We start from the raw sequence: 14139 nt of genomic DNA, 5'->3' as shown, positions 1-14139 counted from the left end.
TTTTAATTAAAAATTATTTTCACTAAAATATTTTAGAAAAGTGATATTTATTTTCCCCATAAATTTTGAGTATAAATCTTAGAATGATAACCAGTAGTATCGTATTGTAGAATAATTCAAAAAAAATAAAACGTTATATTGTAAAGTTTTTCAATGAGGAAAATGTTTTTTGAACTTGGTATAGGATATTTTATACTTTTGTTTTTAATTGTCGTTTAAAATACCACTTTTGAAAGTGCTGAAAATATTGAATTGTAGAGGATTATCAATTACAAACCCAAAAATGCAATATAAATACATAATTATAGATGACGACCCAGAAAGTCTCTTACAAACTAAATTGGTTGCAGATGGATTTCAGGAACTTTGCTATGTGGGTTCCTCCTATAATGCCACTCATGGCTTAGATCTTGTATTAGAACGCAAACCCGATGTTATTTTTATAGAAATAGACCCAAAAGACCGCAACTCAAATTTGGCGTTGCATTTTATAGATTGCCTTTATAAATATTTGAGTGTCATTCCCATTTTTGTAGTTACTACTCGTGATAAAAAACTGGCGTATGACTCTTTTCAATATGGTGTTAGGGAATATTTGATCAAACCTATTGAGCCTTCTACTATTGTAAAATTTTTGTTGAGGTTAAATAAAAAAGTAGAAAAGGAAGGAATTACAAATGAGATTGCAACATTTCACCATCAGCAGTTCCCTGTAGTAAGTTCAGTATCTGAAGTTCAATCCTTGCGTTTGTGTATTAAATCCTATGGTGACTACCGGTACATTGATGCAAAAGACATCTGTTTCCTAAAAGCAGATAATAATTCTACAGACATTCATTTGAACAATGGGGAACTAATAACGGCTTTTAAAACACTAAAATATTTTGAAACAGTTTTGTCTCAACCCTTCGCGAGGATTCATAAAAGTTACATCGTAAACAGAAACTACATTTCTAGAATTCACAGCGGGAATGCTCTTTGCTATATAAAAAACTCCAACGCACGCATACCTTATTCTAAAATGTACAAAGCGAATGTTGACCAAATTATCACTGATTTTGCAAACGGAAATTATTTAGAAATATAAATTTCCACACTTTACCCAATTTTCATACCTGTACACTCGTACACAGACCTGTTCTACCATTAACCTATTTTTATTGATTGTTGTTTGTATTTTGTATAGTAGTTTTACCTCAAGATAAGCTGTTAATCAGCACTATAATGAGTTAAAATAATATAAATATAAAACCCCAAATCATGAAAAAATCAATTGCAACATTAGGATTATTCACGTTATTAATGGTACTTACTTCAGTAGAATCAAACGCAAACATTACTCCATTAAATAATAATAAAGGTCAAATTGAGATTTTGATTTTAAATACGATGAAGTTGGATATTATTGGTAATGGTTCAGTTGCGGGGAATAAAAAAGATGATACCCCTCCTAAATCAGAACCTACGTTATTAGACAAAATATCTGATTGGTGGGATAGTTTATAATAAAATTCAACAAGTACAATTCTATAAAAATAGTAATCATGAAAAATACAATTATAACCACTGTTTTAGTAGGGATAGTTTTGGTGTTAACCTCCTTTACTTTTAAGAAAGAATCTTCTCCATCAGTAATGAAGGTATCAAAAGAGACCGCTTTTAAAATAGAAAATGTAAATATGGATCTTGTCGCAAATGCATCTGTAGGTGGAAACAAAAAGAATGACTAGTACCTTGTACTGTTAAAATCTATCAAAGCTGTCAAATTTTTGGCGGCTTTTTTTTTGACAACCGTTTAATTCCCTATTTTTGGTATTATAACACGTCGCCCATTGAAACCTATTTTTTACATTATTCTTTTGTTTCTTATTTTAGGTGTGAGCTGCACCAAAAAAAAAACAGTTGCAAAAAACAAGACAATTCCAAAGGATAGTTTAGAGATTTTTTTCTCCTTGGCTAACAATTTTGATTTATCTCTAGATCAAAGACAGCAATACATACAAAAAGCTTCAGCTATAGTCAACCGTCAAAATAATGATTCGGTTTACCGTACTAATTTATTTAAAATAGCCAATCGATATTATAATCTAGATCGTTTTGAGGACTATAAAAAAACGGTTACGCTTATAATAAAAAAGTCTGGAGCGAAACAGGATAATAATAGTATAGCAAAAGGGAGTGTGTATTTAGGAGACTATTTTTTATTAAAAGAACGGTCAGATAGTGCCTTTTATTATTACAATAAAGCCGAAAATAAATATTTAGAATTAAACGATACCTATAATGTTGCGTTAACGATTCTCAATAAAGCTACATTACAGTATATGGAAAGTGATTTTCTTGGAGCTGAAATAGCAGTTTTTAAAGTTTTAAAAATTATAAAGAATAAGAATTTCAATGACATTTGGTATAATTCTTACAATCTTTTAGGTCAAATTTACAATGAACTTGAAGATTACAATAATGCAATTGCATATCACAATAAGGCATTGTCAAGTATAGATGATAAACTAATGAATTCGTTTGCTCAGCCAAAAGCAACTTCTTATAATAACATTGGATTTGTATATCAAAACAAGAAAATGTTTCCTGAAGCAAAAACATATTTTGAAAAGGGACTAAAACAGAAAAATGTTTTTAAAGATAAGCCCGCTTTGTTTGCTATGTTGTTAAATAATTTAGCCTATTCTAAATTTCAACTTAAAGAAAACAAGGGGTTGCCTCAATTGTTTTTTCAATCTTTACAAATCAGAGACAGTTTGCAAATTACTACAGGGATTATTGCAAGTAAAATCAATATTTCAGAGTATTTTTTGTCAAAAAGAGATACACTAAGAGCTTTACAATATGCTAATGAAGCATTGTATTTATCTAAAAAAGCAAACAATTCTCGTAGTATATTAAATACATTAAAGCAAGTGTCTCTAGTAGATCCTAAAAACACTTCAAAATATACTAAGGAATATATTTTAATAAGTGAAAAACTTCAAAAATCAGATCGTGCTATAGGGAATAAATTTTCAAGAATTGAATACGAAACAGAAGAAGTCATTGAAAAGAATGACTATTTAACCACTAAAAACAGGAATTTATTATACGGTTTGATTTCATTTGGAGTTGTTGCATTGTTGTTGTATCTTGTTTTAAATCAGAGAAATAGAAATAAGGTTTTACTCTACAAACAAAGGCAACAAAAAGCCAATGAAGATATTTACAATTTAATGATTTCGCAACAAAGTACGATAGACTTAGGTCGGGTTAAAGAAAAGAAAAGAGTAGCTCAAGAGTTGCACGATGGGGTTTTGGGTAGAATTTTTGGGTTAAGAATAAATTTAGATACCTTAAATCAATTTGATGATTCAAATGCTATTGAAAAACGAAATGAATACTTAGTTGAGCTACGTAATATTGAGCAAGATTTACGAGAAATATCACATGATTTAAGCAGAGAGAATAAAGAGTTGATCAATAATTTTGTAGTCATTTTACACAATCTTCTTGAAGAACAAAGAAAAACTTTTTCTACAAATTTACACGCAAGTATTGACAATGCTATTGATTGGGACGCAATAAGTAATTCTATCAAAATCAATATTTATAGAATTGTGCAAGAAAGTTTACAAAACATAAATAAATATGCACATGCTAATTCCATCCATGTGAAGTGTTTAAAAAACCAAGATCAACTAATTTTAGAAATTATTGATGATGGAATTGGTTTTAACACAATCAAAGCAAAAAAAGGAATAGGTTTGCAGAATATCAGGTCAAGAGCCTTAGATTGTAATGGGACTGCAATAATTAATTCCATAATTAGTAAAGGGACCCACATTACAATTACAATACATTTAGTATAACCATTTAATACTAGAAAAAATGACAATTGAAGCCCCAGCTAAAATTAAATTTAAGAATAATATTTTAATCGTAGACGATCACCCTTTTATAATTGAGGGGTATAAAAATGCTATTACTCGTTATAAAACCGACGAGTATGCATTCAAAATAGATCAAGCTAAAAACTGTGAAACAGCTTATAATATTATTATCAATCCGGAAACGGCTCCTTTTGATATTGCTTTTCTAGACATTAGTATGCCTCCTTTTGAAAGTAAAAACATTTTCTCGGGGGAAGATTTAGCAAAATTAATGCAGGAATACATGCCAAATTGTAAAATTATTTTATTGACCATGTATACTGAATTATTGAAAATTAAAACTATAATCAACAATATCAATCCAGCTGGTTTGATTGTAAAAAATGATCTTAATTTTGAAGTTTTGATTTTTGCAATTGACACGATTATCAACAATAAAAAATACTATAGTGATTCTATTATAAGTATGTTGGAATTAGTAGATGCAGATGCTGTTGAGATAGACGTTTTTGACAAACAAATATTATTTCATTTGTCTAAGGGAACAAAAAAAAATGAAATGCCAGAATATATCCCCTTATCAGCAGGTGCAATTGAAAGAAGAAAATCAGATCTAATGAAGCTTTTAAAAATCGAAAGTGGATTAGATAAAGATCTGGTTCAAGAAGCAAAAGTAAAAGGATTGTTGTATTAATTTTTTATGAAAATTTTATTTTAAACCAAGATCAAAGAGCATTAACGTGCATCAATTACATATCAAGATACTTTTTATCACATAAAAAATGCCACAAAAAGTCTTGAACTTCTTGTGGCATTTTTAAATAGGTTCCGTTTTATAACCGAATAGTTATTCACTTAAAGCATCCCATCCACGGGCTTTGAGTGGAATTTTGGTGTCTGCACGCGTGATTAAATGAATTCCTTCACTTTCTTGAGTCATGTGACCAATAATTGTAAAGTTTGGATTGGCTTTTATTTTCTCAAAATCTTGTATGGATATGGTAAATAACAACTCGTAATCTTCGCCTCCATTGATGGCAACAGTGGTGCTGTCAATATTAAACTCTTCGCAAACATTTATAAACTGAGGGTCGATAGGTAATTTATCTTCATATAAATTACAACCTACTTTTGATTGTTTGCAAATATGAATGATCTCTGATGATAATCCATCTGATATGTCAATCATAGCCGTAGGTTTTACTTCTAGGGCATGTAATAATGTGCGTACATCTTTACGAGCTTCAGGTTTTAATTGACGTTCAATCAAATAAGTATAAGCGTCTAAGTCAGGTTGATTATTTGGATTCACTTGAAACACTTGTTTCTCTCTCTCTAGGACTTGTAAACCCATGTAGGCAGCGCCAATATCACCTGTTACAACCAGTAAATCAGTTTCCTTGGCTCCGTTTCTATATACGATTTCCTCTTCATTGGCTTCGCCAATAGCTGTTATACTTATGATCAATCCTTTTTGAGAGGATGTAGTGTCACCACCAATCACATCAACTTTGTATTCTGCAGCAGCATGTGTAATACCAGCAAATAATTCTTCTAAAGCTTCGAGTGGAAATCTGTTGGAAACGGCAACCGAAACGGTTATTTGAGTTGCCTTAGCATTCATCGCACAAATATCCGAAATGTTAACAACTACCGCTTTATATCCTAGGTGTTTTAAAGGCATGTAAGCCAAATCAAAATGCACTCCTTCAATCAACAAGTCAGTAGACACTACCACTTTTTTGTCCTTGAAGTCTAAAACAGCTGCGTCATCCCCAATTCCTTTTAGAGTAGAAGTTTGTGTAATTTCGAAGTTTTTTGTCAAGTGATCTATTAGGCCAAATTCTCCTAGTTGAGCAATGCTGGTGCGTTGTGGGTTTTTATCTTCTATCATGTAGCAAAGGTACAAAGGATTTTTGTTTGTCGCAAAGACTCAACGTTTCAAAGCATTTTTGAATCATAATAGATCAAATGTTTTATGGTTCTAAAAGTAGGTTTAAGTTAAAAGGAATTCATTTTTTTTTACTTTGTTATTGTCTTAAGGAACAACGGTTTGCAATGCGACAAAGGATAAAATAGTACTAAAAATAAGAAATAATTGGTAACATTTTAGTAAATAAGATACTAATCTGACTTAACTAAACCAATAAATCATGAAGTTAAAGATTAGTAACTTGAGCAAGACGTATAGCAATGGTGTAAAAGCATTGGATAATTTGAATTTAGAAATTGGAACAGGAATGTTCGGACTTTTGGGTCCTAATGGCGCGGGAAAATCTAGTTTAATGCGTACCATAGCTACTTTACAAAAACCGGATTCAGGTTCCATAGAATTTGATGGAATTAATGTTCTTGAAAATCAAATGGAATTGCGTAAAATTTTGGGATACTTACCTCAAGAATTTGGTGTTTATCCTAATATGTCTGCAGAAGATTTACTAGATTATTTTGCCCGATTAAAAGGAATTTCCTCTCAAAAAGAGCGAACAGTAATTGTCAAACAAGTATTAGAAGTTACTAATTTGTATGACGTTAGAATGAAAAATGTAAATGGCTATTCAGGTGGTATGAAACAGCGTTTTGGTATTGCGCAATTGTTGTTAAATAATCCAAAGTTAATCATTGTTGATGAACCTACTGCTGGTTTAGATCCTGCGGAAAGACACCGTTTTTTAAACGTACTAAGAGAAATAGGTACAAATCATACCGTTATTTTTTCAACGCATATTGTTGATGATGTAAAAGAATTATGTAATGAAATGGCCATTCTAAATGGTGGAAAAATATTAAATCAAAGTACTCCTAAAGCTGCAACAGCTGAACTTTCAGGTCAAATTTGGACCAAAATTATTGAAAGAGAAGCTTTGGAACAAAACGAAAAAGACTTTAATGTAATTTCTTCTAATTACAACCAAGACAACACGCTTAATATTAGGGTGTATAGTCAGGAAAAGCCAAATGAAAGTTTTGTTCAGGCAGAACCTCAGTTAGAAGATGTATATTTTGTTGCACTAAAAAAAGACCTATAAAATGTTTGGAACCTTATTTACTTTTGAATTAAAAAGGTGGCTAAAAAATCCAACTTTTTATATATACGCCGGAATTTTCATGGCATTTTCTATGTTAATGATGGCTAGTAGTCTTGGAATTTTTGATAGTTTTAAAACTACTACGGCCTCTAACGCTATGGCAAATTCGCCTATAGCATTAAACAATATGTTAAACGCATTGTCAGTTTTCATTTATTTTTTATTGCCTTCCATAATAGGTGCGTCTGTTTATCGTGATTTTAAATATAACATGCATTCTATCTTGTTTTCGTATCCATTTAGCAAATGGGATTACTTAATGAGTAAGTTTTTCAGTTCCTTATTAGTTGTTATTTTAATCACCCTTTGTATTGGTTTAGGTGCTTTTTTAGCTTCATTTTTACCAGGAGTAAATCCACAGTTATTGGGTCCCCATAGTTTTATGGCCTATTTGCAAAGTTATTTGATATTTATAATCCCTAATTTGGCATTTTTTGGTGTAATTGTTTTTTCAGTAGTAACAATTACCCGCAATATTTCGGTTGGTTTCATTACTGTCTTACTACTTTTATTTGTGCAAGGTATTGTAAGTAGTTTTACAAAAGAAAGTGAGAATCGATTTTTGGTTGCGCTTTTTGATCCTTTTGGTAGTGAAGCTTTAAGTTATTATACAAAGTATTGGACCGTTTACGAGAAAAACGAAAATTTACTACCTTTTAAGGGAGCTATTATTTACAATAGGGCAATTTGGTTGACTGTTTCTATGGTAATTTTAGGTCTTATGTACCGCTATTTTTCATTTACTCAAACAGCATTAACATTAAGAAAAAGTAAAGATAATGAGCGCATTACGAAGAACAATTTTGGTGGAATCACTAAAGTCAACTTGCCTAAAGTAGGGTATGATTATTCAACTAAACAAAATTTGAAAACAGCTTGGAGTTTATCTCAAGTAGATTTTAAATTTATTGTGAAAAACTGGATATTTATCAGCATAGTGCTTGTAGGAATGCTTTTTATTTTAATTACAGCTTTGTCTTCGGGTGCATTTTTTGGAACAGAAACCTATCCGGTTACTTGGCAAATGCTCGAAATTCCTGGAAGTACTTTTGGGTTGTTTATCAATATTTTAACCTTTCTTTTTTCTGGGATTTTAATTCATCGTGCTACTACAACTAGAATGTTTCATTTAATAGATGTAACTCCTACTCCTAACTGGGTTTTACTTTTGTCAAAGTTTATTGCCATTGTCAAAATGCAAATGGTATTACTTTTAGTAATTATGTTTTCGGGGATTTTGTTTCAGGTGTATAAAGGTTATTTTAATTTTGAAATAGGTCATTATCTTTTTGAATTGTATGCCTTAAAATGGATAGAATATATAATTTGGGCATTAATGGCAGTTCTTATTCAAACATTAGTTAAAAACTATTTGTTAGGATTCTTTATCCTTTTACTTTTTTACATCGGATTAAGTTTTCTGCCAGCAATAGGGGTTGAGCAACTAATTTATCAGTTTAATAGTGATACGGGTTATAGTTTTTCTGATATGAATGGTTATGGTCACAGATTGTCATCTTATTTTCTCTATAAAATATATTGGTTAGCACTTGGAATTATTTTCTTTGGTTTAGCATTACTTTTTTGGACTAGAGGTACGGTACAATCTTTTAAGGGTCGTTGGTCTGATTTTAAAACCAGATTTACAAAGCAAATTGCATTGCTACTGGTAGCGGCAACATTCGTTTTTTTAGGAATTGGTGGAGCGCTGTATTATCAAGATAATATTTTAAACGAAAATAAAAGCGGAAACGAACAGGAGGTAGAAATTGTAAATTGGGAAAAGAAATACAAAAAGTTCGAGAACAAAGTTCAACCAAGAATTACAGATATTAAAATTGATATGGATTTGTTTCCAGAGGAACGCAATTTTGTTGCTAATGGGAAATACATTTTAAAAAATAAATCAACCCAAGTAATTGACTCCATTTTTGTAGATTATAAAGAAGGAACCCAAGTTAGTTTCAATGTCAAAAACAAGCTGGTTTCTAAGGATACACTTTATAATTTTAACATATATAAATTAGAGCAAGCGTTGCAACCTGGTGACTCTATCCAAATGAGTTTTGTTATTAAGAACAAGCCAAATACTTTCTTTAAAAATAACTCTCCTGTTTTATATAATGGAACGTTTATTAATAATAAGGATATTTTTCCTTCTCTAGGATATTCAGCTTCAAGTGAATTGACAGATGATGATGTTCGAAAAAAATACGGACTGAAACCAAAAGATCGAATGGCTAAACCAACAGATAGTATTGCTAGGAAAAACACTTATATCAGTTCTGATGCGGATTGGTTAACATTTGAAACCACAGTAAGTACCTCTGGAGATCAAACAGCTATAGCACCTGGTTATTTAAAAAAGAAATGGCAGAAAAACGGACGAAATTATTTCCATTATAAAATGGATAAAAAAATGCTTAATTTTTATGCTTTTAACTCTGCTCGATATGAGGTTAAACGAGACAAATGGAAAAATGTAAACATTGAAATATATTACCACAAAGGACACGAATACAACTTAAATCGAATGATTGCAGGTGTAAAGAAATCCCTAGAGTATTATACTAAAAATTTCAGTCCGTACCAGCACAAACAAGTTCGAATTATTGAATATCCTAAAACGCAAGGTCAATTTGCACAATCATTTGCTAATACGATCCCTTACTCTGAAGCCATAGGTTTTATAGCTGATGTAAATGACGACAATCAAGACGCTGTTGATTATCCTTTTGCAGTTACATCACACGAGGTAGCGCATCAGTGGTGGGCTCACCAAGTTATAGGTGGCAATGTTCAAGGGGTAACATTACTCTCTGAGAGTTTGTCAGAATACAGTTCATTAAAAGTTTTAGAGCATACGTATGGAAAATCTAAAATGCGACGATTTCTAAAAGAGGCACTAGATAAATATTTGAAACAACGAACTTTTGAAAGCAAAAAAGAACAACCTTTAATGTTTAACGAAAACCAACAATACATTCATTATGAGAAAGGATCATTGGTATTGTATGCCTTAAGTGATTATATTGGAGAACAGAAAATGAACAATACCTTAAAGAATTATATAAGTAAGGTAGCTTTTCAAGATGCTCCCTATACCAACTCAATAGAATTGGTAAACGAATTTAAAAAAGCAACTCCAGATTCGTTACAATATGTTATTAAGGATATGTTTGAGACAATAACTTTATACGATAACAGAATTAGTACTGTGACTTCTAAAAAAATGCCTAATGGCAAATTTCAAGTTACGATTCAGTTTGAAGTTTCAAAGTATAAAGCGGATGAGGAAGGAAAAAGAATCTTCAAAGATCCTAAAGGAAAAACATTAAAGTTCACTAGGAAAGGCGACAAGTATCCTACAGAATCGTTTCCTTTACAAGACTATGTAGAAATTGGAATTTTTTCGGAGCAAACCATTAAAGGAAAAAAAACAGATAAAGAATTGTATCTTAAAAAATTAAAAATTAATACTATTGATAATAAAGTGGTGTTGATGGTGAACGAAAAACCAACAGAAGTTGGCGTTGACCCTTATAATAAGTTGATCGATACAAATTCTGATGATAATAGAAGGAAATTGTAAAAAGAAAGCGAAGTCTATATAGATTTCGCTTTTTTTTTGACTAAATTTAGATTTCTTTCAACAATTTAATTTGATTACATGAAAATGAAACCCATTGTAACACTAACCATAAATCCTTCCTTAGATAAAAGCACTCATTTCACAGGACTAATTGCTGAGCAGAAAATACGTTGTAACAAGCCGCGTTATGATGCAGGAGGAGGCGGTATTAATGTATCTAAAGCAATAGCAAAATTAGGAGGGACGTCAACTTGTATTTTTACCTCAGGCGGCTCTTCTGGAGAAATGCTCGAGGAATTGATTGCCAAAGAAAATTTAGAATCTAACGTACTGCGTACCAAAAACTGGACTAGAGAAAACTTCATCGCTTTCGACAATACTTCACAATCACAGTATCGGTTTGGTTTTCCTGGAAACGAATTATTAGAAGACGAAAAAAATACAATTCTACAAAAGATAAAAGACTTAAAAACAGATTTTCTTGTGATCAGTGGTAGTTTAAATGAAGGACTACCTTCCAGTTTTTATCAAGAAATAGCCCAAATAGCAAAAGCTTCTAACATCAAAGTTATTGTTGATACATCTGGTGAACCACTGAAAAAAGTTTTAGAAACAGGGGTCTACTTGATAAAGCCCAACATTGGCGAATTAGCAAAATTAATTGGTGTAGATCGATTAGAATTACCAGAGGTTGAAAAAGCAGCCAAACAATTAATAGAAAATAAAAGTGCTGAAATTGTTGTGGTTTCACTAGGAGCTGATGGAGCTGTTTTAGTCACGCAAGACGAAACTCATTTTGTTCAAGCACCAAAAGTAGAAAAGAAAAGCACCGTAGGAGCTGGCGACAGTATGGTAGGTGGTATGGTGTGGGCATTGTCTCAAAACAAAACTTTTGAAGAAGTAATTCGATGGGGAGTTGCGTGCGGAACAGCTGCTACAATGAATGAAGGAACTCAATTATTTAAAGCGGAAGATGTAATACAATTGTTGGGTGAAATGTAAAAAAATAAAACCCAACAACTTTCGTTATTGGGTTTTATAAGAAATCAGTAGGATGGTGTTTTTATAAATACTTCTTAATCTAATAGTACAAATTTATAACTTACAAAGGGTGATCGATTATTTTCCATCATTTTTGTATTATAGGAAGGTAAAAAATGTATCCCTGTTAGCTTAAAAAACTACTTTTTTCAAAGTATACATTTATTTAAACAAACTAATATTTGTTATGTAGGATATCCTAACGGTTGGATTACTTTCTTGTAACGTATTGGTGTAATTCCAAATGTTTTGATGTATATAGCTCAGTTGAATTTGTTGGTTTTTATCAATATTATAGCCTAAACCTCCAATAATTCTATTTTGATTAAAAAAAGTTTTTCCAGCATTGGAACCAATATTGAAAAAAGCTTCATCGCCTAGAATCCCGAATAATTTTACTTTGTCCTCTTTCTTAGTTAAAGTATAATTCATCAAGAACATATATCTCAATCTGTTTCTATAATCGTAATGATCAATTGAATACTCTGTGCCATTTTTTACTGCAATTCCAACAAATCTATTTTCATCTCTTAAACGATGCGTGAATTTAAATTTACCATTCGAGTGAACAAACGTTCCTTGAATCCAAACATGATCTTCAGGAATATCTGTTTTGTTTAAAGCCGGACTTCCATAAACATAGGTGTTGTAATGTGAATAACCAATACTACCATTGAATTTTTTAGTAAATTGATAATCAAGAGATGGTCTCACAAAATATTGTTGCTTTTCTGAAACCCCGTTTGCATATCGCATAGTGGCTTCTAGTGTAAACGATAACTTTTGGCTTAACATGTTTTTTCCAACATAATGAAACCAAACATCGTTATTACTTGTTTTTACTTGTGCGCTTGAACTATTTGGCAAAAGAATTCCTAGTAGCCCAACGAGAGCTACTAAGAAATGACTATATTTTTTCATTTGTTAATTTATAAAATTTAAATTTTTTCTTGAAGATTTTGGGTGTGCAGAAAAGGCAGTATGATTTTCTAATCCTACAATGGTTACTTTTCCTCCGTTAGATTCATAATCATGAACAAAATGTTCTAAGTTTTCCATAACAGAATTGTCTACAAGCTTAGTGTTTTTCAAGTCGATAGTAACATTAAAGCCATATGGGATTTCTTCTAATTTTCTTTTAATTCCTAAGAAATTAGTGAAAATTGCAGCTTTACTAATCGTTACTAAATACTCATTTCCTTCGAAAGCTACCTCAGTTGGTGCTTTAAAAAATGATGAAATTGGAGTTCCGTGTAATAAGTGAATAATCATGTTTAAAACCATACCTGCAGCAATACCTACTAATAAATCTTCAAACAAAGTAAAGAAAATAGTCACTAAAAATATAGCTAATTGTTCTTTTCCTATTTCAAAGGTATGAATGAATTCTTTTGGATGCGCTAATTTTATTCCAACCGTAACTAACATCGCTGCTAATGCGGCATTCGGAATCATTTCTAATAATGGTGAAGCGACTAATAAAAATGCTAAAATGAAAAAACCATGAAAGAAATTCGCCCAACGTGTTTTACCACCATTGTTCACATTAGATGAGCTACGCGCTACCTCTGCAATCATTGGTAAACCACCTAAAAATGCAGCAAAAACATTTCCAATTCCAACCGCAATTAAATCTTTATTGGTATTCGATTTTCTTTTGAAAGGATCCGTTAAATCAATAGCTTTTACAGTTAATAAACTTTCAAGCGTTCCAACCAAAGCAAACATAATGACGAATTTGATAAAAGTTCCTGTTTGTGAAATACCAGCAAAACTAGCATTGAAATTAATATTATCTACTAAATTTCCAATTTTCACCAAAGAATAAGCAGGTTCAGTATGTGCGAAATCCATATATAACTCAGCTGGAATAGCAAATAATAAAACTACAAGTGGTGCTGGAAACATTTTGATATACTTGTTTTTGATATATGGCCAACCCAACATAATAGATAAACTCACTACACCAATAATAGTAGCTTTATAGTCTAGATTCATAATGAAATTCGGAATATTAGCTAGTAATTCCAATGGACCTTTTCCTTTTGCAAGTGTTGGATTATCGTTTAATAATACTGGAATTTGTTTGGCAATAATAATAATTCCAATGGCGGCTAACATACCATGAATGGCTGAAAGTGGAAAGAAATCGGCTAGTTTTCCCAGTTTTAAAACGCCAAATAATATTTGAACTAAACCAGCAATAACCATTGCGCCTAAGGCTAGTTTCCAGCCTAAAATCGGATCGCCTTTTCCAAATTCAGCAACAGCACCGGCAACAATGACAATTAATCCAGCTGCTGGACCTTTTATGGTTAATCGTGAACCTGAAATTAAACTCACTAATAAACCACCAATGATTGCTGTGATCAATCCCATAATTGGGGGGAAATCGGAGGCTTTAGCAATTCCTAAACTTAAAGGTAGCGCTAATAAAAATACGATAAAACCAGATATAGCATCTGCTGAGAAATTTTCTTTCAATCCCGCAATTCCGTCTGCTGGGATGAATTTTTTTATTTTTGAGTTCATAGAAATG

11 protein-coding genes are annotated in these 14139 nt (G+C 31.5%); 8 read left to right on the top strand and 3 right to left on the bottom strand.

Annotated elements, in window-relative coordinates; translation table 11 throughout:
- Positions 1-283 precede the first annotated feature (283 nt).
- The 5 genes from K5V07_RS14335 (at position 284) to K5V07_RS14315 (ending at position 4572) form a co-directional block, all read left to right on the top strand.
- Positions 284-1087 (top strand): LytTR family DNA-binding domain-containing protein, encoded by an 804-nt coding sequence (locus tag K5V07_RS14335; RefSeq protein WP_221918019.1) that lies wholly within the window; start codon positions 284-286, stop codon positions 1085-1087.
- A 173-nt stretch (positions 1088-1260) separates the two neighbouring features.
- Positions 1261-1506: a hypothetical protein gene (locus K5V07_RS14330; protein WP_221918018.1), complete on the top strand. Its 246-nt coding sequence runs from the start codon at positions 1261-1263 to the stop codon at positions 1504-1506.
- A gap of 38 nt (positions 1507-1544) precedes the next feature.
- The gene (locus K5V07_RS14325; protein WP_221918017.1) at positions 1545-1730 is read left to right on the top strand and encodes a hypothetical protein; all 186 of its coding nucleotides are present in this window, start codon (positions 1545-1547) and stop codon (positions 1728-1730) included.
- Positions 1731-1832: 102 nt separating this feature from the next.
- Complete coding sequence (locus tag K5V07_RS14320; RefSeq protein ID WP_255577978.1) at positions 1833-3857, top strand: tetratricopeptide repeat-containing sensor histidine kinase; 2025 nt, start codon at positions 1833-1835, stop codon at positions 3855-3857.
- 19 nt (positions 3858-3876) lie between these two features.
- Positions 3877-4572: a response regulator gene (locus K5V07_RS14315; RefSeq protein WP_221918016.1), complete on the top strand. Its 696-nt coding sequence runs from the start codon at positions 3877-3879 to the stop codon at positions 4570-4572.
- 153 nt (positions 4573-4725) lie between these two features.
- Here the strand turns inward: K5V07_RS14315 and thiL are convergent, their stop codons facing one another.
- Positions 4726-5772, bottom strand: a complete 1047-nt coding sequence (gene thiL, locus K5V07_RS14310) for a thiamine-phosphate kinase (protein ID WP_221918015.1) — start codon at positions 5770-5772, stop codon at positions 4726-4728.
- A 259-nt stretch (positions 5773-6031) separates the two neighbouring features.
- On the opposite strand from thiL, the gene K5V07_RS14305 reads away from it, so the two are divergent.
- The 3 genes from K5V07_RS14305 to K5V07_RS14295 all read left to right on the top strand — a co-directional run bounded on the left by K5V07_RS14305 (position 6032) and on the right by K5V07_RS14295 (position 11561).
- Positions 6032-6907 (top strand): ABC transporter ATP-binding protein, encoded by an 876-nt coding sequence (locus K5V07_RS14305; protein ID WP_086455109.1) that lies wholly within the window; start codon positions 6032-6034, stop codon positions 6905-6907.
- Between the two features lies 1 nt (position 6908).
- Positions 6909-10559: a M1 family aminopeptidase gene (locus K5V07_RS14300; RefSeq protein WP_221918014.1), complete on the top strand. Its 3651-nt coding sequence runs from the start codon at positions 6909-6911 to the stop codon at positions 10557-10559.
- 78 nt (positions 10560-10637) lie between these two features.
- Positions 10638-11561 carry a 1-phosphofructokinase family hexose kinase gene (locus K5V07_RS14295; RefSeq protein WP_221918013.1) on the top strand — a complete coding sequence of 308 codons (924 nt, stop codon included), beginning with the start codon at positions 10638-10640 and terminating at the stop codon, positions 11559-11561.
- A 201-nt stretch (positions 11562-11762) separates the two neighbouring features.
- Here K5V07_RS14295 and K5V07_RS14290 read toward each other — a convergent pair whose 3' ends face one another.
- Positions 11763-12521, bottom strand: a complete 759-nt coding sequence (locus tag K5V07_RS14290) for a DUF2490 domain-containing protein (protein WP_221918012.1) — start codon at positions 12519-12521, stop codon at positions 11763-11765.
- Positions 12522-12524: 3 nt separating this feature from the next.
- Positions 12525-14132, bottom strand: a complete 1608-nt coding sequence (locus tag K5V07_RS14285; RefSeq protein WP_221918011.1) for a SulP family inorganic anion transporter — start codon at positions 14130-14132, stop codon at positions 12525-12527.
- Between the last annotated feature and the right edge of the window lie 7 nt (positions 14133-14139).

It is taken from the genome of Flavobacterium sp. CHNK8, assembly GCF_019774515.1.
In the GTDB taxonomy this organism is placed as follows: Bacteria; Bacteroidota; Bacteroidia; order Flavobacteriales; family Flavobacteriaceae; genus Flavobacterium; species Flavobacterium tiangeerense.
The sequence above is the reverse complement of the archived record's forward strand: the minus strand, read 5'-3'. Positions and strand labels throughout refer to the sequence as shown.

What these genes read in the sequence shown, in the direction of transcription:
- K5V07_RS14335 (WP_221918019.1), top strand. Translation starts at nt 284, where the DNA reads ATGCAATATAAATACATAATTATAGATGACGACCCAGAAAGTCTCTTA.
- K5V07_RS14285 (WP_221918011.1), bottom strand. Translation starts at nt 14,132, where the DNA reads ATGAACTCAAAAATAAAAAAATTCATCCCAGCAGACGGAATTGCGGGA.
- K5V07_RS14305 (WP_086455109.1), top strand. Translation starts at nt 6,032, where the DNA reads ATGAAGTTAAAGATTAGTAACTTGAGCAAGACGTATAGCAATGGTGTA.
- K5V07_RS14315 (WP_221918016.1), top strand. Translation starts at nt 3,877, where the DNA reads ATGACAATTGAAGCCCCAGCTAAAATTAAATTTAAGAATAATATTTTA.
- K5V07_RS14290 (WP_221918012.1), bottom strand. Translation starts at nt 12,521, where the DNA reads ATGAAAAAATATAGTCATTTCTTAGTAGCTCTCGTTGGGCTACTAGGA.
- K5V07_RS14300 (WP_221918014.1), top strand. Translation starts at nt 6,909, where the DNA reads ATGTTTGGAACCTTATTTACTTTTGAATTAAAAAGGTGGCTAAAAAAT.
- thiL (WP_221918015.1), bottom strand. Translation starts at nt 5,772, where the DNA reads ATGATAGAAGATAAAAACCCACAACGCACCAGCATTGCTCAACTAGGA.
- K5V07_RS14325 (WP_221918017.1), top strand. Translation starts at nt 1,545, where the DNA reads ATGAAAAATACAATTATAACCACTGTTTTAGTAGGGATAGTTTTGGTG.
- K5V07_RS14330 (WP_221918018.1), top strand. Translation starts at nt 1,261, where the DNA reads ATGAAAAAATCAATTGCAACATTAGGATTATTCACGTTATTAATGGTA.
- K5V07_RS14295 (WP_221918013.1), top strand. Translation starts at nt 10,638, where the DNA reads ATGAAAATGAAACCCATTGTAACACTAACCATAAATCCTTCCTTAGAT.